Source organism: Acetobacter nitrogenifigens DSM 23921 = NBRC 105050 (assembly GCF_000429165.1).
Taxonomy (GTDB): domain Bacteria; phylum Pseudomonadota; class Alphaproteobacteria; order Acetobacterales; family Acetobacteraceae; genus Acetobacter; species Acetobacter nitrogenifigens.
Map to the genome: position 1 here is coordinate 122,353 of NZ_AUBI01000004.1, position 21,860 is coordinate 144,212.

18 protein-coding genes and 2 tRNA genes are annotated in these 21,860 nt (G+C 62.4%); 5 read left to right on the forward strand and 15 right to left on the reverse strand.

The window, feature by feature from the left end; translation table 11 throughout:
• Nucleotides 1-2: 2 nt before the first annotated feature.
• The 11 genes from G442_RS0107335 to G442_RS0107390 all read right to left on the reverse strand — a co-directional run bounded on the left by G442_RS0107335 (nucleotide 3) and on the right by G442_RS0107390 (nucleotide 10,791).
• Entirely contained in the window at nucleotides 3-662 is a 660-nt protein-coding gene (locus G442_RS0107335; protein ID WP_026397472.1) for an NADH-quinone oxidoreductase subunit C, read from the reverse strand.
• Nucleotides 655-1,227 carry a NuoB/complex I 20 kDa subunit family protein gene (locus G442_RS0107340; protein ID WP_026397473.1) on the reverse strand — a complete coding sequence of 191 codons (573 nt, stop codon included), beginning with the start codon at nucleotides 1,225-1,227 and terminating at the stop codon, nucleotides 655-657. The genes G442_RS0107335 and G442_RS0107340 overlap by 8 nt, the downstream gene beginning before the upstream one ends.
• 54 nt (nucleotides 1,228-1,281) lie before the next feature.
• Nucleotides 1,282-1,647 (reverse strand): NADH-quinone oxidoreductase subunit A, encoded by a 366-nt coding sequence (gene ndhC, locus G442_RS0107345; RefSeq protein WP_026397474.1) that lies wholly within the window; start codon nucleotides 1,645-1,647, stop codon nucleotides 1,282-1,284.
• 338 nt (nucleotides 1,648-1,985) lie between these two features.
• Nucleotides 1,986-2,060, reverse strand: a tRNA-Val gene (locus tag G442_RS0107350).
• 148 nt (nucleotides 2,061-2,208) lie between these two features.
• On the reverse strand, nucleotides 2,209-2,493 hold the full coding sequence (locus G442_RS0107355) for an HU family DNA-binding protein (protein ID WP_026397475.1): 285 nt from the start codon (nucleotides 2,491-2,493) through the stop codon (nucleotides 2,209-2,211).
• Between the two features lie 186 nt (nucleotides 2,494-2,679).
• Entirely contained in the window at nucleotides 2,680-5,166 is a 2,487-nt protein-coding gene (lon, locus tag G442_RS0107360; protein WP_026397476.1) for an endopeptidase La, read from the reverse strand.
• 261 nt (nucleotides 5,167-5,427) lie between these two features.
• Nucleotides 5,428-6,696, reverse strand: a complete 1,269-nt coding sequence (gene clpX / locus G442_RS0107370) for an ATP-dependent Clp protease ATP-binding subunit ClpX (RefSeq protein WP_026397477.1) — start codon at nucleotides 6,694-6,696, stop codon at nucleotides 5,428-5,430.
• Nucleotides 6,697-6,824: 128 nt separating this feature from the next.
• Nucleotides 6,825-7,466 (reverse strand): ATP-dependent Clp protease proteolytic subunit, encoded by a 642-nt coding sequence (locus tag G442_RS0107375; protein WP_026397478.1) that lies wholly within the window; start codon nucleotides 7,464-7,466, stop codon nucleotides 6,825-6,827.
• Nucleotides 7,467-7,758: 292 nt separating this feature from the next.
• Nucleotides 7,759-9,096 carry a trigger factor gene (gene tig, locus G442_RS0107380; RefSeq protein ID WP_026397479.1) on the reverse strand — a complete coding sequence of 446 codons (1,338 nt, stop codon included), beginning with the start codon at nucleotides 9,094-9,096 and terminating at the stop codon, nucleotides 7,759-7,761.
• Between the two features lie 124 nt (nucleotides 9,097-9,220).
• Nucleotides 9,221-9,305: transfer RNA gene (locus G442_RS0107385), tRNA-Leu, on the reverse strand.
• A 103-nt stretch (nucleotides 9,306-9,408) separates the two neighbouring features.
• Complete coding sequence (locus G442_RS0107390; RefSeq protein WP_051292108.1) at nucleotides 9,409-10,791, reverse strand: bifunctional ADP-dependent NAD(P)H-hydrate dehydratase/NAD(P)H-hydrate epimerase; 1,383 nt, start codon at nucleotides 10,789-10,791, stop codon at nucleotides 9,409-9,411.
• Nucleotides 10,792-10,986: 195 nt separating this feature from the next.
• Here G442_RS0107390 and G442_RS0107400 point away from each other — a divergent pair, with 195 nt between their 5' ends.
• From G442_RS0107400 to G442_RS0107410, 3 genes are all read left to right on the forward strand, one after another.
• On the forward strand, nucleotides 10,987-11,436 hold the full coding sequence (locus tag G442_RS0107400) for a membrane protein (protein WP_026397481.1): 450 nt from the start codon (nucleotides 10,987-10,989) through the stop codon (nucleotides 11,434-11,436).
• 514 nt (nucleotides 11,437-11,950) lie between these two features.
• Nucleotides 11,951-14,068 (forward strand): DEAD/DEAH box helicase, encoded by a 2,118-nt coding sequence (locus G442_RS0107405; RefSeq protein WP_371863411.1) that lies wholly within the window; start codon nucleotides 11,951-11,953, stop codon nucleotides 14,066-14,068.
• Nucleotides 14,052-15,398: a class I SAM-dependent RNA methyltransferase gene (locus G442_RS0107410; protein ID WP_026397483.1), complete on the forward strand. Its 1,347-nt coding sequence runs from the start codon at nucleotides 14,052-14,054 to the stop codon at nucleotides 15,396-15,398. Before G442_RS0107405 ends, G442_RS0107410 begins: the two co-directional genes overlap by 17 nt.
• A 146-nt stretch (nucleotides 15,399-15,544) precedes the next feature.
• Here the strand turns inward: G442_RS0107410 and G442_RS0107415 are convergent, their stop codons facing one another.
• Nucleotides 15,545-16,096: a hypothetical protein gene (locus G442_RS0107415; protein WP_026397484.1), complete on the reverse strand. Its 552-nt coding sequence runs from the start codon at nucleotides 16,094-16,096 to the stop codon at nucleotides 15,545-15,547.
• Nucleotides 16,097-16,231: 135 nt separating this feature from the next.
• On the opposite strand from G442_RS0107415, the gene G442_RS0107420 reads away from it, so the two are divergent.
• Nucleotides 16,232-17,149, forward strand: coding sequence for a LysR family transcriptional regulator (locus G442_RS0107420; protein WP_026397485.1), 918 nt, complete (start codon nucleotides 16,232-16,234; stop codon nucleotides 17,147-17,149).
• Nucleotides 17,150-17,309: 160 nt separating this feature from the next.
• On the opposite strand, the gene G442_RS0107425 is transcribed toward G442_RS0107420, so the two are convergent.
• The 3 genes from G442_RS0107425 to G442_RS0107435 all read right to left on the reverse strand — a co-directional run bounded on the left by G442_RS0107425 (nucleotide 17,310) and on the right by G442_RS0107435 (nucleotide 20,734).
• On the reverse strand, nucleotides 17,310-18,578 hold the full coding sequence (locus G442_RS0107425; protein ID WP_051292075.1) for a PQQ-dependent sugar dehydrogenase: 1,269 nt from the start codon (nucleotides 18,576-18,578) through the stop codon (nucleotides 17,310-17,312).
• A 360-nt stretch (nucleotides 18,579-18,938) separates the two neighbouring features.
• Nucleotides 18,939-19,544 (reverse strand): endonuclease/exonuclease/phosphatase family protein, encoded by a 606-nt coding sequence (locus G442_RS21315; RefSeq protein ID WP_246789371.1) that lies wholly within the window; start codon nucleotides 19,542-19,544, stop codon nucleotides 18,939-18,941.
• A gap of 122 nt (nucleotides 19,545-19,666) precedes the next feature.
• On the reverse strand, nucleotides 19,667-20,734 hold the full coding sequence (locus G442_RS0107435) for an AI-2E family transporter (protein ID WP_026397487.1): 1,068 nt from the start codon (nucleotides 20,732-20,734) through the stop codon (nucleotides 19,667-19,669).
• Nucleotides 20,735-20,965: 231 nt separating this feature from the next.
• Between G442_RS0107435 and G442_RS0107440 the strand changes: the two genes are divergently transcribed.
• Entirely contained in the window at nucleotides 20,966-21,835 is an 870-nt protein-coding gene (locus tag G442_RS0107440; RefSeq protein ID WP_174766894.1) for a helix-turn-helix domain-containing protein, read from the forward strand.
• Nucleotides 21,836-21,860: the final 25 nt, after the last annotated feature.

The window sequence follows — 21,860 nt, forward strand, 5'->3', positions numbered from 1 at the left end:
CGTCAGCTCAGCTTTTTCATGATCTGGCGCAGCTCATGCGCCTTTTCGTCGCCGGGGAGCGTCAGGACGCCCTCCCACGGCGATACGAAATCGAAGTCGCGGAAATCCTGCGTCAACGACACCGGCTCCCGCACCACCTGCCGCCGCTCGGGATCGTACCGAACCTCGGTGTAGCCCGTCAGCGGGAAATCCTTGCGCAGCGGATGCCCCTCGAACCCGATATCGGTGAGGATGCGGCGCAGATCCGGCTGGCCAGAAAACAGCACGCCGAACAGGTCGTAGCACTCGCGCTCCCACCACGTCGCACAGGGCCACAGGCCGTGCACGGAGGGAACGGGCGTCAGTTCGTCGGTTGTTACGATCACGCGCGCGCGCTGGTTCAGGCTGACCGACAGCAGATTATACACGACGTCGAACCGGTTCTTGCGCGCCGGAAAATCGACGCCGCACAGATCCATCATCTGCTCGAACCGGAACTGCGGATCGTCGCGCAGCAGCGTCATCAGCGGGATCAGGACATCCCTGTCGGCGCGCACGACCAGTTCGCCACGTTCGACAGCGGCGGACGAAACGCCCGGAAAGGACGAGGACAGGGTGAAAGCCAGCGCTCCGAGCCTGTCGGCGGACGCGGCTCCGGCGAGACGTGCAGTTTCCTCAGCCACGCAGAATGGTCCCCGTGCGACGGATTTTTTTCTGGAGAAGCATGATGCCGTAAATCAGCGCCTCGGCGGTCGGCGGGCAGCCCGGGACATAGACATCCACCGGCACGACACGGTCACAGCCACGCACGACGGAATAGGAGTAATGGTAGTATCCGCCGCCATTGGCGCAGGAACCCATCGAGATCACCCAGCGCGGTTCAGCCATCTGGTCGTACACCCGGCGCAGCGCCGGGGCCATCTTGTTCGTCAGCGTGCCTGCGACGATCATCACGTCGGATTGACGCGGCGAACCGCGGGGAATCACCCCCATACGATCGAGATCGTAACGCGGCATATAGGCGTGAATCATCTCGACCGCACAACAGGCGAGACCGAACGACATCGGCCAGAGACTGCCGGTGCGGCCCCAGTTGACCAGCTTGTCGAGATTCGCGACGACGAACCCCTTCTCGCTGATCTCCCCGGTGACGCCACGCACGATGGCGTCCTGCTCCGGACCGGGGGGAACCATATCGCGATTCCAGACGATCGTCTCCGATCCGCCGACCGCCTTACCGTCGTTCATGCTCATCTCGCGCCTCCGCCTTGTCTCGACGTCAAAATAATCGACAGCAGCCCGTCAATCCCAGTCGAGCGCGCCCTTGCGCCATTCGTAAAGAAAACCAATCCCGAGAACGCCGAGGAACGCGAGCATCGAGAAGAACCCGAACGCCCCGATACGAGACAAACTGATCGCCCACGGGAACAGGAACGCGACCTCAAGGTCGAAAATGATGAAGAGGATTGAGACCAGATAAAATCGCACGTCGAAGCGGCGGCGGACGTTGTCGAAGGCGGCGAAACCGCACTCGTAGGCCGACAGTTTCTCGGCGTACGGCTTCTGGTGCCCCGCAAGCAGCGACCCGCCCAGCATGCCGCCCGAGATGACGACCGCCAGAACGCCGAAAATGAGAACGGGCAGGTAATCGTTTATCACCGAATGCAAAACCGCCCTCCGCTACCAGCAACTCAGCCGACCACGCGCCGCTTGCGCGACACGCCGGTCCGTGAGGCCCAACCTATGCCCGCAGTCCCGGTGTGGCCAGACCTGCCCAAGCCAAGCGTGAGGCACTTTCCCGTGAAGGCGCTGCGACGACGTACGACAACGCCGTTCTCCGCCACCCGGTTCTACTGTTCGCTGCTGCGGAAAAGACACAAAATGACATGCATCAAGCGCTGTATCGCGCCGACGCGCGCCAGACATGCAAAATCAGATTGTTAGGGATTACGCGCCGTGTTCGATTCCTCATCCGGTGAGACCGGTTATGAATCATCACGGCGCCATGGTGGGCGATGACGGGATCGAACCGCCGACCCTCTCGGTGTAAACGAGACGCTCTACCGCTGAGCTAATCGCCCTCAGGGAGGCCAGTGCATAAACAAAATACTGCAATCGATCAATCGCAGTACGCCTCGGCCTTCAGGACCTCGGCGTTTGCGGCCCGGTCAACCGGGCCGCGTGCGCGCCTTTGCGGAGCGCGCACAACGCTTCAGACGTCAGTCAGCCTTAGCTGACGGCGTCCTTCAGGGTCTTGCCCGGCTTGAAGCGAACGGAGGTGGACTCCGGAATGTCGATCTCTTCGCCGGTGCGGGGGTTGCGGCCCTTGGTGGCCTTGCGGTGCGCCGTGACAAACGAACCGAACCCGACGAGACGGACTTCCTGATTCTTCTTCAGGGCGTTCTCGATAGCGGTGAAGACTGCGTCGACCACTTCGCCAGCTTTCGCCTTGGGCAGGTCGACATCGTCAGCAACGAGGGCCACGAGTTCCTGCTTGTTGAGCGGCTTGTCCATTAATACGCCTTTCTTTGTTCCGGCTCGCCTGCCGCACCAGGCGGCGAGCGAGCGTTCCGGCGGGCACTATGAAGCCGTTTTTTCTTACGTCAACACTAACGAAGCGCCGAAACACGCCAAAAAAAACAACGGCGGGGGTTGCGTCCCCCGCCGTTTTCATCAGTGCGACCCCGTTGTCGGCCTTCCTCAGTGAGGAAGCGGCGTTCCCGCTGCTGGCGTCGGAAGAGCCGCAAGAGGTTCCGCCGGTTCCTCCCATTCGATGGGCTGCGGAGCGCGCACAAGCGCGCGGCCGATAACTTCATCGACGTGCGAAACAGGGATGATTTCGAGACTCTTCCGCACAGTATCAGGGATCTCCGCGAGATCCTTTTCATTGTCCTTCGGAATAAAGACCGTCTTTATGCCCGCGCGCACCGCCGCAAGCAGCTTCTCCTTGAGGCCTCCGATCGGCAGAACGCGCCCGCGCAGCGTGATCTCGCCCGTCATCGCCACGTCCCGACGCACCGGGATGCCGGTCAGGATGCTGACCAGCGACGTGGCCATGGCGATGCCCGCCGACGGACCGTCCTTCGGGGTAGCGCCTTCGGGCACATGGACGTGAATATCGCGCCGCTCGAACAAAGTCGGCTTCACGCCGAAATTCGTAGAACGGCTGCGCACGTAGGACAGCGCCGCCGCGACGCTTTCCTGCATCACGTCGCCAAGCTTGCCTGTCTGCTTGATCGCGCCCTTGCCGGGCACGACCACGCTCTCGATGGTCAGGATCTCTCCCCCCACCTCGGTCCAGGCCAGGCCAGTCACGACGCCGACCATGTCCTCGGTCTCGGTCTCGCCATGCGAGAAACGCTTCACGCCCGCATACTTGCCCAGATTCTTGACGGTCACTGCTATCTTCTTCGCCTTGCCTGTCACGATCTCCTTGACGACCTTACGGGCGACGTTGGCGATCTCCCGCTCAAGATTACGAACGCCGGCTTCGCGCGTGTAGGAGCGGATCAACTCCAGCAGCGCGTCGTCGGAGATCGACCATTCCTCGGGCTTGAGGTTGTGAGCCTCACCCTGTTTGGCGATCAGATGACGCCGGGCGATCGCGACCTTCTCGTCCTCGGTGTAACCCGACAACCGAATGATCTCCATGCGGTCGAGCAGCGGCTGCGGCATGTTGAGGCTGTTCGCCGTCATCACGAACATCACGTCCGACAGATCGTAATCGACCTCCAGATAGTGGTCCGCGAAAGTCGCGTTCTGTTCTGGGTCCAGCACCTCCAGCAGCGCGGACGACGGATCGCCGCGCCAGTCGGAGCCCATCTTCTCCACCTCGTCCAGCAGGAAGAGCGGGTTCGAGACCTTCGCCTTCTTCATGCCCTGCACGATCTTTCCGGGCATTGAGCCGATATAGGTGCGCCTGTGGCCGCGGATTTCCGACTCGTCACGCACGCCGCCCAGCGACATGCGGACGTATTGACGGCCAGTCGCCTTCGCGATGGAGCGCGCCAGAGTCGTCTTGCCTACGCCCGGAGGTCCGACGAGGCAGAGGATCGGCCCCTTCAGCTTCTGCGAACGGCTCTGCACCGCCAGATATTCAAGGATACGCTCCTTGACCTTCTCCAGCGCATAGTGGTCCTCGTCGAGAACCCGCTCGGCTTCGGCCAGGTCGTTCTTGACCTTGGAGCGTTTCTTCCACGGCACACCCAACAGCCAGTCGAGGTAGTTGCGGACCACGGTCGACTCGGCCGACATCGGGCTCATCGTCCGCAGCTTTTTCAGCTCGCCTATGGCCTTTTCCCGGGCTTCCTTGCTCAGGCGCGTCTTGGCGATCTTTTCTTCGATCTCGGCGGTTTCGTCCTTGCCGTCCTCGCCCTCGCCGAGCTCCTTCTGGATCGCCTTGAGCTGCTCGTTCAGGTAGTACTCGCGCTGCGTCTTCTCCATCTGCCGCTTGACGCGGTTACGGATGCGCTTCTCCACCTGCATCACGCCGATTTCCGCCTCCATATGGGCGAAAATCCGCTCGAGCTGCTTCGTCGTGGACGGCAGCTCGAGAATTTCCTGCTTCTCGGCGATCTTGAGATTGAGGTGGCTCGCCACCGTATCCGCCAGCTTCGACAGATCCGAGATCTGGTTCAGCGAGACGATGACTTCGGCCGCAATCTTCTTGTTGAGCTTCACATACTGCTCGAACTGGGAGACCACCGTACGACCAAGAGCCTCGGCCTCCCCACCCACTGCCGGCTCCTCGATCACCGGCTCAATATCAGCTTCGAAGTGGCCATCGACATCGTGCAACGCCACGACGCGAGCACGGCGGCTGCCTTCAACCAGCACCTTGACCGTACCGTCGGGCAACTTGAGCAACTGCAGGATCGTCGACATCGTGCCGAAGCGGTAGACGTCATCCGTTCCCGGATCGTCCTGCGCCGCGTCCTTCTGGGCGACCAGCAGGATCTGCTTGTCGTCCTTGGTCACCGACTCCAGTGCGCGCACCGATTTTTCCCGCCCGACGAAGAGCGGCACGATCATGTGCGGGAACACGACGATGTCGCGCAGCGGCAGAACCGCGACGCGCTCCATGGCGGGCGCGGGCGTGGCAGCCGACTTCGCAGCGGATTTGGGCGCGGACGCCTCGTCCTTCACGCGGCGGCGACGGGGTGCGGGAGTTTTAGGTTTTTCAGTCATAATGGAGTCGATCTCCTTACTGGACGATCCTGCGGATCGCGCCCGTCTTCGGCGCGCGTTCCTCAATCTGCCTTGCGGCGAATGCTTGCCGGAAGAAACGGAAAACCATCCGCCCCCCTCACCCGGCTGTAGACATATATCGGCGCCCGACGGGCTTGTAACAAGGATCGGTCGCGCATCAGGCCCGAAAGGCCTTTGTCAGCGGGGCGGAGCCGACGGATTGCCTCGCTCCGCCGTATCCTGACTTAACGCAAGCCGCGCTCAGGCGGATTGCTCCGCTGGCTGCTTGTCGGCGCCTTTGCCGTAAACATAGACCGGCTGGGCCTTGCCCTCGGCGACGTCGCGGTTGACGACCACTTCCTCGATGTTCTCCAGCCCCGGCAGATCGAACATCGTGGACAACAGGATGTTCTCCATGATCGAACGCAGGCCGCGAGCGCCGGTTTTGCGCTGGATGGCGCGGTGCGCGATGGCCTTCAACGCGTCGTCCGTGAAGGTCAGCTTGACGCCTTCCATCTGGAACAGGCGTGCGTACTGCTTGACCAACGCGTTCTTCGGTTCCGCCAGAATCTGCACCAGCGCCGCTTCATCCAGATCTTCAAGCGTCGCCACGACTGGCAGACGTCCGATAAATTCCGGAATCAGACCGAACTTCTGCAGATCCTCGGGCTCCACCTCACGCAGCACGGCGCCGGTGCGGCGGTCTTCAGGCGATTGAACGTCTGCGCCGAAGCCAATGCCCGACCCCTTGCCGCGCGCGGAGATGATCTTCTCGAGGCCCGCGAACGCGCCGCCGCAGATGAACAGCATGTTGGTCGTATCCACCTGCAGGAACTCCTGCTGCGGATGCTTGCGTCCGCCCTGCGGCGGGACGGAGGCGACCGTGCCTTCCATCAGCTTCAGCAGGGCCTGCTGCACGCCTTCGCCGCTGACGTCGCGGGTGATCGACGGGTTGTCGGACTTGCGCGAAATCTTGTCGATTTCGTCGATGTAGACGATGCCGCGCTGCGCCCGCTCAACGTTATAGTCGGCGGCCTGAAGCAGCTTCAGGATAATGTTTTCGACATCCTCGCCCACGTAACCGGCTTCGGTCAGCGTCGTCGCGTCAGCCATGGTGAACGGCACGTCGATGATTCGGGCCAGCGTCTGCGCGAGCAGCGTCTTGCCGGACCCGGTCGGGCCGAGCAGCATGATGTTCGACTTCGCGATCTCGATGTCGTTGCTCTTCTGGGAGTACGCGAGACGCTTGTAATGGTTGTGAACGGCGACCGACAGCACCTTCTTGGCGTCGAACTGTCCGATCACGTAGTCGTCGAGGACCTTGCAGATCTCCTTGGGCGTCGGCACGCCGTCACGAGACTTCACGAAAGTCGTCTTGTGCTCCTCACGGATGATATCCATGCAGAGTTCGACGCACTCGTCGCAAATGAAGACCGTCGGCCCGGCAATCAGCTTGCGGACCTCATGCTGCGACTTCCCACAGAATGAGCAGTAAAGCGTATTCTTGGAATCGCCGGACTTCGCGTTCATCGGTCCTCCTAACCTCGCCCCCTACGGAGCACCCGCCACACTTCCGGGCAAGACGAAAAGCCTAGCCGCGCCTACGTCCCCCATCAAGCGGGGACGTCGAACGCAACCCCGGCGACGAAACTGCGTCGTCAGGACTTTTCAGCAGCCGCCTGCGGCGCGTGGCTTTTGATCACTTCATCGACGATGCCGAAGCTCTTCGCCTCGTCCGCCGACATGTAAGAATCGCGCTCCAGCTTCTGCTCGATATCCTCAAGCGTCTGGCCGGTGTGTTCGCGGTAGATTTCGTTCAGACGCTGACGAATCGTCAGGATTTCGCGCGCCTGAATTTCGATGTCGCTTGCCTGCCCCTGCGCGCCGCCAGACGGCTGATGCACCATGACGCGTGCGTTCGGCAGGGCGAACCGGCGACCCGGCGCGCCGCCGGCGAGCAGCAGCGAACCCATCGAGGCGGCCTGCCCGATGCACACCGTGCTGACCGGGCTGCGGATGTATTGCATGGTGTCGTAGATCGCGAGACCAGCCGACACGACGCCGCCGGGGCTGTTGATATAGAAGGAAATTTCCTTCGTCGGGTTCACGCTCTCAAGATAGAGAAGCTGCGCCGAGATCAGCGAACCCACCTGATCGTAGACAGGCCCCGTCAGGAAAATGATGCGTTCCTGAAGCAGGCGAGAGAAGATGTCGAACGCCCGCTCGCCGCGCGACGTCTGCTCGACCACCATCGGGACGAGCGCGTTGTTGTAAACTTCGACAGGGTTTGAATCCCTCATCACATCATTCCCGATCCAGGTGGCCCGATCCGGACGGTCGGCAGCGACAAATCCACCAGTCGCGAAACCGGGAATCGACGCCCAAAACCGTCCCGACACATACGCCGGTCTTCCTAAAATAGAGAGAAAAGGCGGCTACGCCAGTCCACGGGACAAATTTACCGCCCTGACGGCAGTCAGAGCGGTTCACGGCGGCAGGCGACTCGCCATTCGCGCTCTTGCCGAGCGGGACGACTACGCGCTTCGGACATCTGGTCGCGAAAGGCGCGTCGCCGCTTCAGTCGATCAAGTCTCAGATGTCGGCGGGAGGCATGTCCGACAGCTCTTCCGGCGTGACTTCCTTGTCCTCGACCTTCGCCAGCTCGATCAGGTAGTCGACGACCTTGTTCTCGAAGATCGGCCCACGCAGCGACTCCGCCGCCTGCGGGTTCTTCGTGAAGAAGTCGAACACGGCCTGCTCCTGACCGCGATAGCGCAGCGCTTCGGCGCGAATCGCGCGGGCCAGTTCGTCCTGAGTCACGACGATGTTCTTGCTGCGGCCTATTTCCGCGAGCAGCAGACCCAGCTTCACGCGGCGCTCCGCGATCTTGCGATAGTCCGCCTTCAGCGTGTCCTCGTCCTTGTCCTTGTCCTCATCGTCCAGTTCGCCCGCAGTGCGGTCGGCCTCGACGCGCGCCCAGATCTGGGCGAACTCGGCTTCGACCATGCTCTCGGGAGCCGGGAAATCGGTCTTCTTCGCAAGTTCGTCCAGCAGGTCGCGCTTGATGCGCAGACGCGAAAGCTGGTCGTATTCCTCGGCGACCTGCTTCGTGATCAGCTCACGAACCTGATCGAGGCCTTCGAAGCCGATCTTCTTCGCCAGTTCGTCATCAACCGCGGCGTCAACGGGACGCTTCAGGGCCTTCGCCGTGATATCGAAGGTCGCTTCCTTACCGGCGAGCTCCGTCGCGCTGTAATCTTCCGGGAAGGTCACGGTGATCTGGCGATCTTCGCCAACCTTCATGCCTTCCATCTGCTCGGCGAAGCCGGGGATGAAGCCTTCGGCGCCCAGCTCGACATTCACGTCCTGAGCCGTGCCGCCGTCGAAAGCCACGCCGTCGCGCTTGCCCACGAAATCGACCGTCAGGACGTCGCCCGTCGTCGCCGGACGCTCTTCCTCGATCGTCTCGAACTGGCGCTGGCGCTTGGCGATGTCATTCAGGGCCTTGTCGACCGTCGCTGCGTCCGGAGTCGCTTTCAGGCGCGTCAGGGACAGGTCGGACAGATCGGGCTCGGCGATCTCCGGCAGGACCTCCATCTCGACCTTGAATTCGAGGTCGGCGGTCGCGGAGGCGTCGGCACCGCCGACCAGATCGACTTTCGGCTGCAGGGCCGGACGCAGGCCACGCTCTTCGAGCAGGTCGCGCACGCCGTCGGAGACAGCCTGCTCAAGCACTTCGCCCTTCACGGCGGCGCCGTAACGCTGACGCACGATCGCGAGCGGCACCTTGCCGGGGCGGAAACCAGGAAGGCGAAGAGTCGAGCCGACCTCTTTCAGGCGGGCCGCCTGCTTGCTCTCAAGCTCGGTCGACGGAACGACCACGGTGAAGGCACGCTTCAGGCCCTCGGAAAGCGTCTCAGTAACCTGCATATGCCAGGCCATCCTCTCGTACGAACTCGGTCAAACAGACGAAAGCGGTCCCCGGAATGTCGGAGACCGCGTAGCAACGGTTGGGCAATGAAGGGAGCGCCACCGCCCCCTTGGGGGCAGAGCCTGGTACGGGCGGAGGGACTTGAACCCCCACGACTTGCGCCACCAGAACCTAAATCTGGCGTGTCTACCAATTCCACCACGCCCGCACGGCGTTTCAGCGCACCCACGTCGCCGAGGGCGCCGACTTACCCCAGACCTCCACGCTCGGCAAGGCGCCGCCCCGATCTCCGCCGTTTTTCCTGCTCGTGATTATCCCTGAAGTCCGGCAGCCTGCTCTCGCGCCGCGCCCAGATGCCGATCCAGATCCTCCGCCAGCGGCCACGGCCCGGCGCGCAATCCCGCTTCCCCATGCAGCCAGACTCCAGCGCAGGCCGCGTCCCATGGCGCCATCCCCGCCGCAAGCAACGCGCCGATCACGCCGGTCAACGTGTCGCCGGACCCGGCCGTGCCAAGCGCCGGCGTGGCGTGAATGTTGAGCGCCGCACGGCCGTCCGGCGACGCCACGATGGTGGTCGCCCCCTTCAACACCACAACGGCGTTGATCCGTCGCGCCGCCTGCCGCACCGCGCCCAGCGGATCGGCGCCCGGAGGCCCGAACAAGCGCGTGAACTCTCCTTCGTGCGGCGTGATCACGGCGGCGCCGCGCAGGCGCTCGGGCATTGAAGTCGCCCACGTCAGCGCCCCCGCATCCGCAAGCACACAGCGCGAGGCGGCGAGAAGTTGAGGCAGAATTAGCCCCGCCTCTTCGGGCGTGAGTCCCGGACCGCAAATCCACACGCGCCGCCGCGTATCCTTCAACAATTCGGGAAGAGGGGCGGAATCGACAATCAAGCCCGGCGGCCCCAGACGGAGCGCGTCCGCCATCACGCCCGCCGCGATGCGAACGACGCCGGCCCCCGCCGCGCGCGCGCCAGCAGCGGCGAGGCGCGCCGCGCCCGGCATCGACTCGCCCGCGCAAAGGCTGACCACGCCCCTCGTATATTTGTGACTGGCGGGCGTCAGCACAGGCAGCCGCCACAGGCCCGGCTCATTGCGCCACGTTCTGACGCCCACCTGATCGAGGATCGACGCGCTGACGCCGATGTCGTGAACCTGCAACGCCCCGACGAACTCCCGCCCCGGATGCAGCAGATGTCCCGGCTTTGCACGAAAGAACGTCACCGTAAGTTCCGCCTTCGGAGCGTAACCCAGCGGCGAGCCCGTCGCGCCGTCAACGCCGCTTGGCATGTCGACCGCGACCAGTCGCCGCGCGGCGGACAGGACGGCCACGGCCGGTTCAGCAAGATGGCGGCTCAACCCCGCCCCGAAAACAGCGTCCAGCACGAGATCGGCGCGCGCAGCTTCGGCGACGGAAAAGGGAACACGCGGACCGCGGTAGAGAGCGCTGGCGCGAGCCGCATCGCCGCCCGGGGACGGCTCGGCGGTCGCGGCGACGGCGACCGGCCAGCCGCATTCCGCGAGGCGGCGCGCGGCCACATAGCCATCGCCGCCATTATTGCCCGGTCCGCAAAGGACGAGCACACGACACGGCCGGGTCCATCCGCGGACCGCCCGCGCCACCGCGCGTCCTGCATTCTCCATCAGCGCCGCGATTGGCGTCGTATCGGAGGCGATACGATCAATTTCTCCCATTTCGCGGGGCGACGGAAGAGCAAGGGATGGAATCGAAAGCGTCACGAAAAAATCTCCTCAAAGCGTCCGCCCGCTGCGTCGGGCGTTTCTGCGACGCTCCCGAAGCGGCGAACCCGGTCGAGACGCTTGCGTTCGCGCGCCGAATTCGCGATCAAGCCGCTTGATTCCTTTGCCAGAGCGAGAAACGGAGTTCGCATGCCCCATATTCTCTGGAGCCTCATCCTGACCCTCCATATCGCGGGAATGACCGTGTGGGTGGGCGGCGCGACTTACGCGGCCCTGATCCTGCGGCCCAGCCTGACGCTGTTGGACGGCGCGCAACGTAACGCCGTTCATCTGCTGACGCTCAAGAAATTCCTGCGCGTCGTATGGCATGTCATGCCGATCGTTCTGGTCACCGGCTGGCTGATGATCCTGCACGAAGGCGGGTTCGCCGTCGTCCCGTGGACGACCAATGCAATGCAGCTTCTCGGCCTGCTCATGGCCGCCCTGTTTTTGCGGATCGTCTTCGGCCCCTACCAGACGGCCCGCAGGGCCCTTCGTCCACAGCAGAAAACATTCGACTCGATCCGCACTCTCGTACTCGGCGTCGCAGCGCTGGGCCTGCTCACCATCCTCTGTGCGTCGATGGGACACGGTTTCTGATCAACATGCTCGCCTGATCGCCCCGGGGGGCACACGTCATGTTTCGCATCACGGCTGTGACGTCACGAGGCGCCAATCAGGCGGCAGCGCCAAAATCTGCGGTCTGATCGCGCTCATTCACCGATGAACGCTTGATTTTTCACGCCGGACACTCTACCGACAGCCGCGGACTTCTCCTTAAGTTCCCCACGCCTTAATTACCCGGTCAGGCGCCCGTGCAGCGTGGCCCGACCGCCGCGCGCCAAGCGCGGCTGACAGCTTCGAGAGCGATTTGAACGCCAAAACCACTGATACGTCAGTAAAAAAGACCCGCAAGACAGTCGCGACGCCGCGCGTTCGAAAGACCGCCAGGGCGGCTGAAACTGTGGTTCTTTCCGGCGAAGCCCCTGAGAGCGACGCTGCGGAGATCGCTGCGCCGCGCGCCAGAGGCCGTAAGGTTGCCGCAAGCGCGGCGTCGACGCCTGCGAAAGCAAAGCCTGCAGCGACAGCGAAAGCCCCGGCGAAACGCGGGAACGTGACCGCCAGGTCGTCTGAAGTCGCAACGAAAACGCCAAAAATCGCTTCTGCTACGAAAAAAGCCACCAGAAAATCCGCTGCGACCGTGTCCGACGAAACCGTCGAGACGCCGAGCGTGAAGGCGACCAAAACGGCGCGCAAGCCAGCCACGGCGGCAAAAACGAAGTCCGCAACGGCGTCTTCCCCGAAATCCACCGAAAAGCCGAAGGCCGAAAAAGTCACAGCGCGGAAGAGCGCTGCGTCGCGCTGGGCTTCCGCTGCAGTCGAAGCCGCTGAAAAACCCGCGCCCAAAACGACGCGTGGCGCCGGGCGTCGGAACGCGACGAAACCTGCCGCTGACGAAACGCCGGTCTCAACCGCCGCCGACATCGAGATCACGAACGTCGATGAGGTCTCCCTGCCGCTGCATGTCGCCGGCGGGCTTGATGTAAGCGCAACGGTTGAGCCGGATGTCACGCCTGCCGCCGCCGCAGAGCCGCCGGTGGCTGAACCGCCAACGGAAGACAAGCCGACTTTCACCGGGCTTGGGCTCTCGGAGCCAATCCTCCGCGCCGTGGCGGAAATGGGCTACGTACATCCGACGCCCATTCAGGCCCAGGCGATCCCCGCAGTGTTGAACGGGCGTGACGTTCTTGGCGTCGCTCAGACAGGCACCGGCAAGACGGCCTCTTTCACGCTGCCTATGCTGGAGACCTTGTCCGGCTCGCGCGCCCGCGCCCGCATGCCCCGTTCGCTGATTCTCGAGCCGACGCGCGAACTGGCGCTTCAGGTTGCGGAAAATTTCGTAAACTACGGCAAGTATCTCAAACTGACCCATGCCCTTCTGATCGGCGGCGAAAGCATGGCCGATCAGAAGGAGGCGCTCAATCGCGGCGTCGACGTGCTGATCGCGACGCCCGGGCGTCTGATCGATCTATTCGAGCGCGGCGGCCTGCTGATGAACCAGACGCGCACGCTGGTGATCGACGAAGCCGACCGCATGCTCGACATGGGATTCATTCCGGATATCGAGCGAATCGTCGGCCTGCTGCCACGTATGCGCCAGACGCTGTTCTTCTCCGCCACGATGGCGCCGGAGATCAGACGCCTTGCCGACGCGTTCCTGCAAAATCCAGTCGAAATCACCGTCAGTCGCCCTTCGTCGGTGGCGACGACGATCGAAACCGGACTGGTCGTCGTGGACGAGGACGACAAGCGTAAGGTTCTCCGCAAACTGCTGCGGTCTGCGGATCTTCAGAACGCCATCGTGTTCTGCAACCGCAAGCGCGACGTGGATATGCTCCTGAAGTCGTTGCAGAAGCATGGCTTCTCCGTCGGCGCGCTGCATGGCGATCTTCCTCAATCGGTACGTTTTTCCACGCTTGAGAAGTTCAAGGCAGGCGAGCTGAAAATTCTCGTCTGCTCGGACGTCGCGGCACGCGGCATCGACATTGGCGGCCTGTCGCATGTGTTCAACTTCGACCTGCCGTTTCACGCGGAGGATTACGTCCATCGCATTGGCCGTACGGGCCGCGCCGGTCGTGAGGGGCGCGCCTACAGCATTGCGACCCCGTACGATCGCACATTTGCCGAAGCCATTGAAAAACTGACGGGCAAATCGATCCCGCGCCTTGAACTGGGCGGCGTCGCCCAGCTCGAATGGTCGGAGGAAGCGCGTCCGCGTCATGACCGCGGCAAGAAGCGTCGTGACGATCGTGGCAAGAAACACGGCGGTGAGTCCGATAACCGGGCGCGTCAGGCCGAACCGCACCGCAACGACGCGAAGCGACAGGACGGCGGGCAGGGCGAGACGGCGAAGCCTCATCACACGCGCGGCGAATCGTCCCGTCATGAGCCGTCCCGGAACGAGCAGGGCCGCGCCGACGCCGGAGCGCGCGACGGATTCCGTCGCGACGATGATCGCCGCGACCGCAATCGCGACCGGGGGCGTGAAGCCCGCGACGGCGAACGGAACCAGCGCCACAAGGACCACCGCAGACGTGACGAAATCCCTGCCGACACGACGGCGGACGGCGTGCCAGGCTTTGGCGCGGACGCACCGGCCTTCATGTCTGCTCCTCGGCGCCTGCGCCGTCCCGCGCCCGTCGATCTGAGTCAGGATGGCGCGGAAAGCTGATCCGCGCAGGCCACGAACGCCTCCGCCGCCTGAATCCTTCGGTCCCGCCCGTCTCTACGTTGTCGATCGCCTCGGCGCCGGGGGCGATGGCGTCGCACGAGCGGAGCAGGGCGATGACGCGCAGACCCAGACGACGTTCATTCCCTTCACCGCGCCGGGCGATACGGTCATGGCCCAGCCTGTGGCCCGTGGGCGCGCGTCCTGCGAAAGGATTGTCGCGCCCTCCCCTGTTCGGGTGACGCCGCCCTGCGCGTTGTTCGGACAGTGCGGCGGATGCGCTTTGCAGCACCTGCCGATGGACTGGACGCTTTCGTGGAAAGTCGAGCAGATCGTGACCGGCTTACGCCACTCAGGCTTTGCGGAGGTTCCTGAACCACGCGCTGTACAGTCGCCTCCTTCCACACGGCGTCGCGCCGAATTTGCGTTGAAGCGAAATGCGGGCGTCGTCGTCATCGGCCTGCACCGGCGCGGCGGAGATGTGCTCGACCTGACCGAGTGCCATGTGCTGCATCCGGGCATCATGGCGCTTTTGCCGCCGTTGCGGGCGTTGCTGCCGCGTCTCGACCTGCTGCGCGGCTCTGGCGACCTTCTGATCAATCTTCTGGATTCAGGACCGGATCTACTTTTCACAACGGACGCGCCGCCTTCCTCCGCCGACCGGGGAAAGCTCGCCGCTTTCGCACGCGAACATGCGATCCCGCGCATAGGCTGGCGACCGGGCTTGCGGGACGAGCCGGAAACAGTCTCGCAGCTTGGCCCGGTAAGGCAGGTCTTCGGAGATGCGTCCGTCGAGCCGCCACTGGGCGCGTTCCTGCAGGCGACCGCAACGGGCGAAGCCGCGATCCGCGACGCCGTGTTGGACGCCACGCCTGCAACGCCCGGACGCAAAGCGAAGATCATCGAACTTTACGCAGGCTGCGGCACCTTGACCTTCCCCCTTGCCGAACGCGCGCGGGTCGAGGCTTACGAGGGCCATCCGGCAGCCCTGCAGACGTTACGCAAGGCTGCGGCCGGGCGTCGCGTCGACGCTGCTGTACGGGATCTGAACCGACAACCAGTCGACGCGAAGGATCTCGGCGGCGCTCTGGCCGTCGTGCTTGACCCCCCTTACACGGGCGCGGGCGCACAGATGGAGGCCATTCTTCGCGCCACGCCCAAAGCGCTGATCTACGTAAGCTGCAACCCACAGGTTCTTCTGAAGGACGCGAAAAGCCTTTTCGCAGCTGGTTACTCTCTGGATGCTGTCACCGTCGTCGATCAGTTTCTCTGGTCGCCGGAAATCGAGACGGTGTGCCGGTTTTCCCGAAAGCCGCACCGTTTGCGACGCTGAGAGACGCAAGCGTTGCGATCACTGACGCGCGCTTCCACGCCGTCGGTCGACAAGTCCGGAAATTCCCTCAGTTGCGACAGTTGCGGGACGCCACGACAGATAGCGTCAGCAACTGTCTCTGATTTACCGTAGAAGCCTTCTTTGGATCATGCGTTCCCAGAGACTCGGCGAGCCAGGGCGCGCCGGGCGATGCTTTCCGCGAAGAACGGCGTCTCCCGGCGGTTGTGATCGCCGCCCGCCTCCTGCCGGGCTGCGGCGGCCTGCTCAAACGCGACGCCATGCTCGCCAAGAAACGCCATGAAGGCGTCCGTCGGGTGGGCGGTCACACGGTTTGTGTAGAGAGTACGCCCGCCCCCCAGTTCCTCGGCGATCAGCTCCCAGACGACATTCACCTGTGTCCGGCCATTAGGGGTGAAAACATCGGAAATTGAATTCATCCGGCAATAACTCGGCGTCGCTTCCTCGGCGACGTAATGCTGCACCACCAGACCCGTGCCTATCATTTCGACATTGATGGACATGCGGCGTCCGTCGTCCGTCGTCGTAATGCCTGCAGCAATGTGGTCGGGCGCGCAGCAACGGAGATATTCAGCTTCAGGCAACGTGAAGAGCCACTCGGCGATATCGACTTCGGCGAAAGGCACGTCGATTTCGTGAGAGTAAGCGGACTGAGAGAGGATCTGTTCGAGGATTTTCATTTGTTTTGCTCCTTCAATTCGACAGGGGACGCGCCCTGTTCGATGAACGAAGGTTTGCGCCGCGCGGAGGCGCGGGATAAGCCGGAATTGCGCCGAAACGCTTTTGCCGTTTCCGCAAAGGTCAGGCGGTTTATGATGAAAGATCCACGTTTTGCCGAACATCTGGCGGTCTTCGTCGATGTCGTGCGCCATGGCAGCTTCTCGGCGGCAGCCCGCAGACGGGGACAAACTCCCTCTGCGGTTGTACGGCAGATCGACACGTTGGAGCAGTCTTTGGGCGTCACCCTGCTGGTTCGCTCCACACGCGCGCTTGGATTGACCGATGCTGGCGAGCGCCTGATGGAGCGCGCTCAACCATTGCTGGATCAACTGGCGGACGCCCATGCAGAGGTAGCGGCCTTCGACGGAGCGGTGGCGGGAACTCTGCGCCTTGCCTGTTTTCCAACCTTCGGCAAGCGCTACGTGATCCCAGCGTTGACGAAGATGATGCGCGCGCACCCACATTTGCGGATTGAACTCGATCTGACCGAACGGCTGGCCGACCCCGTGCTGGATCGGCTCGATGCAGTGATCCGCATCGGTCAGCTCGCCGATAGCGGCCTCTTTGCCACCCGCCTCGCAGATCAGCGACGATTACTGGTCGCGAGCCAGGATTATTTAACGGATATGGGCATGCCGGATAGCGTCGAGGCGCTCACCCAGCATCGTCTCATCGAAAAGCTGCACGGAGCTGATCTTCTGGGTTGGGCCGACATTCTCGGACGTCGGATTGGCGATGGTTCAAGCACTCACTCTGTTTTTCGGTGCGATGATTTCGAAGCGATGCGCCTCGCAGCCGTTGGCGGGATGGGCGTCGCCCTGCTGCCAGACTGGGTGGTGGGTTCCGACGTCAACGACGGGTCTTTGATACGCATACCTCTCGAGGAAGAAGCGTGGAATGCGACGCCGACCGGCGTATGGCTATTGCGGGCTCTGGCCCAGCCATCCGCACGCCTGCGGGCCGCGACTGCGGCTATCAAGGAAATCATCGGCAATCCGCCGATATGGACATAATCTGGCGGGCGGCGACGCGGCAGCCGCATCTATCGCGGCGGCCACCGATACATCATTTACACCCAGTTTGCTTTACCAAAACGATCCGCGATTTTAACCTCGGAAATTAATACGAAACGGCGTCGACGCTCACTTTAACGCCATGCGGCAAGGTTCAGAATCAATCACCGGCTTTCTCCGGAGCAAGACGTAAAATCGTACCGTTATGATCTTCCGAAATCAGCAAGGTTCCATCAGCCATCACTGCGAGGCCGATTGGTGAGCCGGTCGGCTCGCTTCCTGATTGTGAGAGATTACGCCAGCCCTGGACAAGAGGCTGCGGTGAACCCCTGGGGTTGCCGTCTGCATCAATGGCCAGACTCGCCACGCGATGCCCCGCATTGCGGTAGCCGTGATAGGCCATGATGACCCGCCCCTGCAATTCAGGAAAAGCTGCGCCGGTATAAACAAGCATCCCCAAAGGCGCTGAATGAGCTGGCAACAGCAGATTCGGCGCAGTGACCGTGGAACAATCGTGCTGCGGATACTCCGGAGCAGGCTTCCCGTCATCGAAGCAATAAGGCCACCCATAATTATGACCTTTCCGCACAACAAGGAACGGTTCATGCGGCAGCGCGTCATCTGACAATTTTGGGTCAACCACGTTGATATTGTCACGGCCATTGACCGCAGCCAGCAATACGCCTTCCGGGGTGACCGCCAGCGCAGCAGGATTTCTCATGCCAGTCGCTACAACATTTTCAGCCGAGGCGATTTGGGGGATGCTTTGAGGTCTGAAATAAAGAATCGATGCTCGCGGGACAGCTCCCCGCAATTCGGGGCAGGCCTGTGACGCAACAGGAAGACCACCAGATGCTGTTTCGCAATTATTCGTGGCGGACCCTTCGCTGACGTATAGGCCGCCATCGTGGTCAGCCGCCAGTCCCTTGAGGGGATGACGACCCGTTGAAGGCAATCCCGTCAACGCATCCTGGGTATCCGCCGTTCCATCGCCGTGCAGGTTTACGCGCAGAACGCGGTCTGGCAATCCAATGTAAAGTTGTCCATCAGATGCAAACGTGAGGCCGCTGGGACGATCCAGGCCGGTGAGAAGGACTTTTTCCGGTCCGTGCCCATTCTGTTCAATGGCTAGCAAACGGCCACGATGAGGCTGCCAACTCCCCATATCAACAACATAAATCGTGCCGCCTTTGACCGCCATACCCCGGGTAAAACGCATTCCCGATGCGACGAGGCCCAGACATGCGCCCTTGGGCGTCTGAAGATTGACACCTGGAAAACCATCGCACGACCCGCTGGTTGCGTAGACAGTTCGAGCGTGAAGCGCATGCGCCGTAAATACAAAAAGGGAAACGCACAATATTTTAACAATGTTTATGAGAAATTTTCTCGCGACACAGAGACACGCCGCTATTTTTTGGTTCGCCATACGACCTCCCCTCTCCACCGTCACAGTGTTTATCGTGCATATTTGGTGATCAGTGTGCGAACCACGTTACAGATTTTTAGTTCCGGGATCTGATAGCGCGACGCGCCCCGCTGCTTATGCACTAGGAAGCACGGCGGGAGTATGTCATGGCGATAATCGCGCCGACCTTAATTCGGACAGCAGGTATCATCCCTTGCCGTCATAGCTGCCGCATTCGCAAGGCGTGTTCCCATGTCATCAGCCCGTGCGCCATCTTGCAGAGACCGACGGCGCCGCTCCCGTCTTTCTACCGACGACGAGCGAAGACGGGTCCGACGACAGACCGCTGCAAAAACGAGGCCGCGAACACGACCGCCATTGCTACCCTGCCGACCGAACAAGGGAGGGGCTGACGCGCACCATGATTGGCTGGTGATCGGAAGCGTAAACGGGCAGCACCGCCGCCCCTTCACAGTTCATGCCGCGCACGAGGCAGCGATCGATACGGATCGGCAGGAGATCCGCCATACGGTGGGTTGGTTCGCGCGGGCCGACATCCTGAAATCCCGGCACCAGAGCAGGGCCGACAAGGTTGAAGTCGCCAAGAATGGCTGCCGGAGCAGGCAGGATGGCGGCGAGGCGCCTCAACTGGCGGCGGTTCATGATCTGTCCGTGCGACAGGTGAACGTTGGCGACTGTGAAGTCCCCAAGGGCGATCACCTGCGCTACGCGTCGAACCAGCGCTCCTGAAGGAATGGCGCAGGCGCGCGGCGCGCGCGCGAATGGCCGGCGGCTCCAGCACGCCGGACCGTGGATGCGACCCGGCAACGGCGCGCGCGCGTAATAACCGCCGATCCTTTCCGGCAGGAGGTCGATGTCCGCAGTCGCTTCCTGCATCAGTAAAAGATCGGGGCGTTCACGCTCGATCAACGCGACGACGTCGCTCAGGGCGGCGCCAACGCTGTGAAGCAAGTTCCAGCTGATGATCGTAACCGCTGCGCCGCCCGAAGTGCCTGAGGTGAGTGGTCGCGACCTGTTTCGCTTGAAACGGAGGCCGGTCACGGGGGCTAGCCCCGACACAACTGCGGGGGTCAGGACGGATTTGACCGTCACGATTCAGATTCTCCAATCTTAGAGAGTTTTGTCGGGACGTGACCGGCCGCGAATTCAACAGTCAGGGCGTATCCGATCGCAAGAAGGACCGGGCCGAGGAAGATGCCCAGGCCGCCAAACTCCAGAACGCCACCGATGACGCCAATCAAGGTCAGCAGATAAGGTAGTTCCGCGCCCCGCGATATGAAGATGGGCCGGATGAAATGATCCGCGCCTGAGATCGCGACGACTCCATAAACCGCCAGACCCAGCCCTCGCCACAAATGGTGGGATGCGACCAGCCATATTGCTGCGGGAATCCAGACCAGAGGCGCGCCGATCGGCAATACCGAGAGCAAGGCCGCCACCGTGCCGAACAGGACCGGCTCGGGTAGTCGGGCGATCCAGAAACCGACGCCTGTCAGCACGCCCTGCAGGATTGCGGTGCCCAGCACGCCATAGACCGTACCACGCACCGTGCCGCCGATGATCCGCAAAAGACGGTCGGCCTGCCGTCCGGCCACCCGCGCCAGCAGGGCGCGAAGGGTCCGTCCGAGCGAGTCGCCGCTGAGCCAGAAAAAGAAAGCGATGAACAGCGCCATCGCGATATGCAGGCCGCCGCTTGCGATCTGTACAAGCAGGGAAATAGCGGACTGGGCGATGTCGCCAGCGTATGGACGGAGACTTTGGCCAAGATTGCCGATGTCTTTCGCCGCTTCCGTCCATGCGTGGACAGCTTCGGCGCCAATGAGAGGCGTCGCAGCGACCCAAGCCGGAGGTTGGGGCACTTTCAGCCTTGGAACCAGAAAATCCGTCAGCGCCGTAACGGCGCCCGGCCCGTCGGCGACCCCTTTTGTGGCGAGCAATGCAATAGGAAGCAGGAGACATATGGCGCACAGCCCCGCCATGGCGAGAGCGGCGAGAGTCGGACGGATTCGCTTGCGCAGACGTGCATACACCGGCCAGGTAACAAATGCGAGAATGGCCGCCCAAAGCAAAGCGGAAGAAAACGGGGCCATCACCTCGACGCAGCCATAGGCCACGCCCGCGAGCAACAATCCTGCAATGATCCGTTCGGTCGCCATAGCCTCCGTGCCGACGCACCCCCCCGATATTCCGGGCGGTATTTCGTTGTTCAATATTTTGAACCACGCGACGGCCAATGAACAGCCCCGACACGACGCCTGTAAGGCCGCGGTCGGAACTTTGCAGCCAGCAACATCAGAGTCGCGGTACCGAAACACTTTACAAAAAAATGGATTAACGCAATATTGACGAACATCCATCCCTAAAAAAGTCGCAAGGAAATCTAAACGATGGCTGCTGTCACTATGCGTCTTAGCGAGATCGGTCAGCAGCTCCGCGCATTCCGCCTGGAATCCGGAATGCGAGCGGACGAAATAGCGGCTCGACTGGGCGTCTCCCGCGCCGCGCTGTACCGTTATGAAAAGGGCGAGGTGATCAAGCTGGACACCGTCCAGCGCCTCGCCGAGCTTCTCAAGGTTTCTCCCCTGACGTTGCTCGGAATCGGCGTCGAATACTACAGCCGTCCCATCGGTTTTTTCGAACGTATCCGCCAGATCGAGGAAGAAACCGACCAGATTCTGCAGATCGCCGATCCGGTGGCTTATCTTGTGACCTCCCCGGACTACGACAGGGTCCTCTTTCAGGCGATCGCCGAAACGCAGGATGCAGCGTCCGGGGAGCAATACGCATCGATCATGGCGGCGCGAAAATCCGCCTATGAGACGCGTCGTCCTACGATGATCACCATGCTGCCCGAGCAGGCGGTGGAGCGCTTCCTCCTGAGGGGCGTTTGCGAGGCTGCGTCCCCGTCGCCGGAACTGCGGGATGCCGCCCGACGTGTCGCTGCGGCGGAAATATCGCGCATCGTGGAGATGATCGAAGCGGAGCCGATCGGCTTGCAGTTCAGCGTCGTATCCGAGGTCGACAATACCGCCAATTGCATGCTCATGCGCGGGCGTGAGCGCATGGTTTTGGCGATCAACCCGTTCAGGGCCGACACCTCCCCGGCCGCGTCCACCGGCGTTTCGCTGATCACCAGCGCGCCTGAAGCAGTAAACGCCCACCAGCGCGTCATCGAGGCGTTGTGGAAGGATTCGCTGAAGGGCAAGGAGGCTGCGGACCGTCTCCGCCTGCTGCTTGCCGAGTATGCGATCCGATGATCCAATGCTCTCTCAGCGCCTGAAG

Coding starts and splice junctions, on each gene's coding strand:
- G442_RS0107410 (WP_026397483.1), top strand. CDS start 14,052: ATGGCGCGGAAAGCTGATCCGCGCAGGCCACGAACGCCTCCGCCGCCT.
- G442_RS0107440 (WP_174766894.1), top strand. CDS start 20,966: ATGGCTGCTGTCACTATGCGTCTTAGCGAGATCGGTCAGCAGCTCCGC.
- G442_RS0107390 (WP_051292108.1), bottom strand. CDS start 10,791: ATGGGAGAAATTGATCGTATCGCCTCCGATACGACGCCAATCGCGGCG.
- G442_RS0107415 (WP_026397484.1), bottom strand. CDS start 16,096: ATGAAAATCCTCGAACAGATCCTCTCTCAGTCCGCTTACTCTCACGAA.
- G442_RS0107355 (WP_026397475.1), bottom strand. CDS start 2,493: ATGGACAAGCCGCTCAACAAGCAGGAACTCGTGGCCCTCGTTGCTGAC.
- G442_RS0107420 (WP_026397485.1), top strand. CDS start 16,232: ATGAAAGATCCACGTTTTGCCGAACATCTGGCGGTCTTCGTCGATGTC.
- G442_RS0107425 (WP_051292075.1), bottom strand. CDS start 18,578: ATGGCGAACCAAAAAATAGCGGCGTGTCTCTGTGTCGCGAGAAAATTT.
- G442_RS0107435 (WP_026397487.1), bottom strand. CDS start 20,734: ATGGCGACCGAACGGATCATTGCAGGATTGTTGCTCGCGGGCGTGGCC.
- clpX (WP_026397477.1), bottom strand. CDS start 6,696: ATGAACGCGAAGTCCGGCGATTCCAAGAATACGCTTTACTGCTCATTC.
- G442_RS0107400 (WP_026397481.1), top strand. CDS start 10,987: ATGCCCCATATTCTCTGGAGCCTCATCCTGACCCTCCATATCGCGGGA.
- G442_RS0107340 (WP_026397473.1), bottom strand. CDS start 1,227: ATGAACGACGGTAAGGCGGTCGGCGGATCGGAGACGATCGTCTGGAAT.
- tig (WP_026397479.1), bottom strand. CDS start 9,096: ATGCAGGTTACTGAGACGCTTTCCGAGGGCCTGAAGCGTGCCTTCACC.
- G442_RS0107375 (WP_026397478.1), bottom strand. CDS start 7,466: ATGAGGGATTCAAACCCTGTCGAAGTTTACAACAACGCGCTCGTCCCG.
- lon (WP_026397476.1), bottom strand. CDS start 5,166: ATGACTGAAAAACCTAAAACTCCCGCACCCCGTCGCCGCCGCGTGAAG.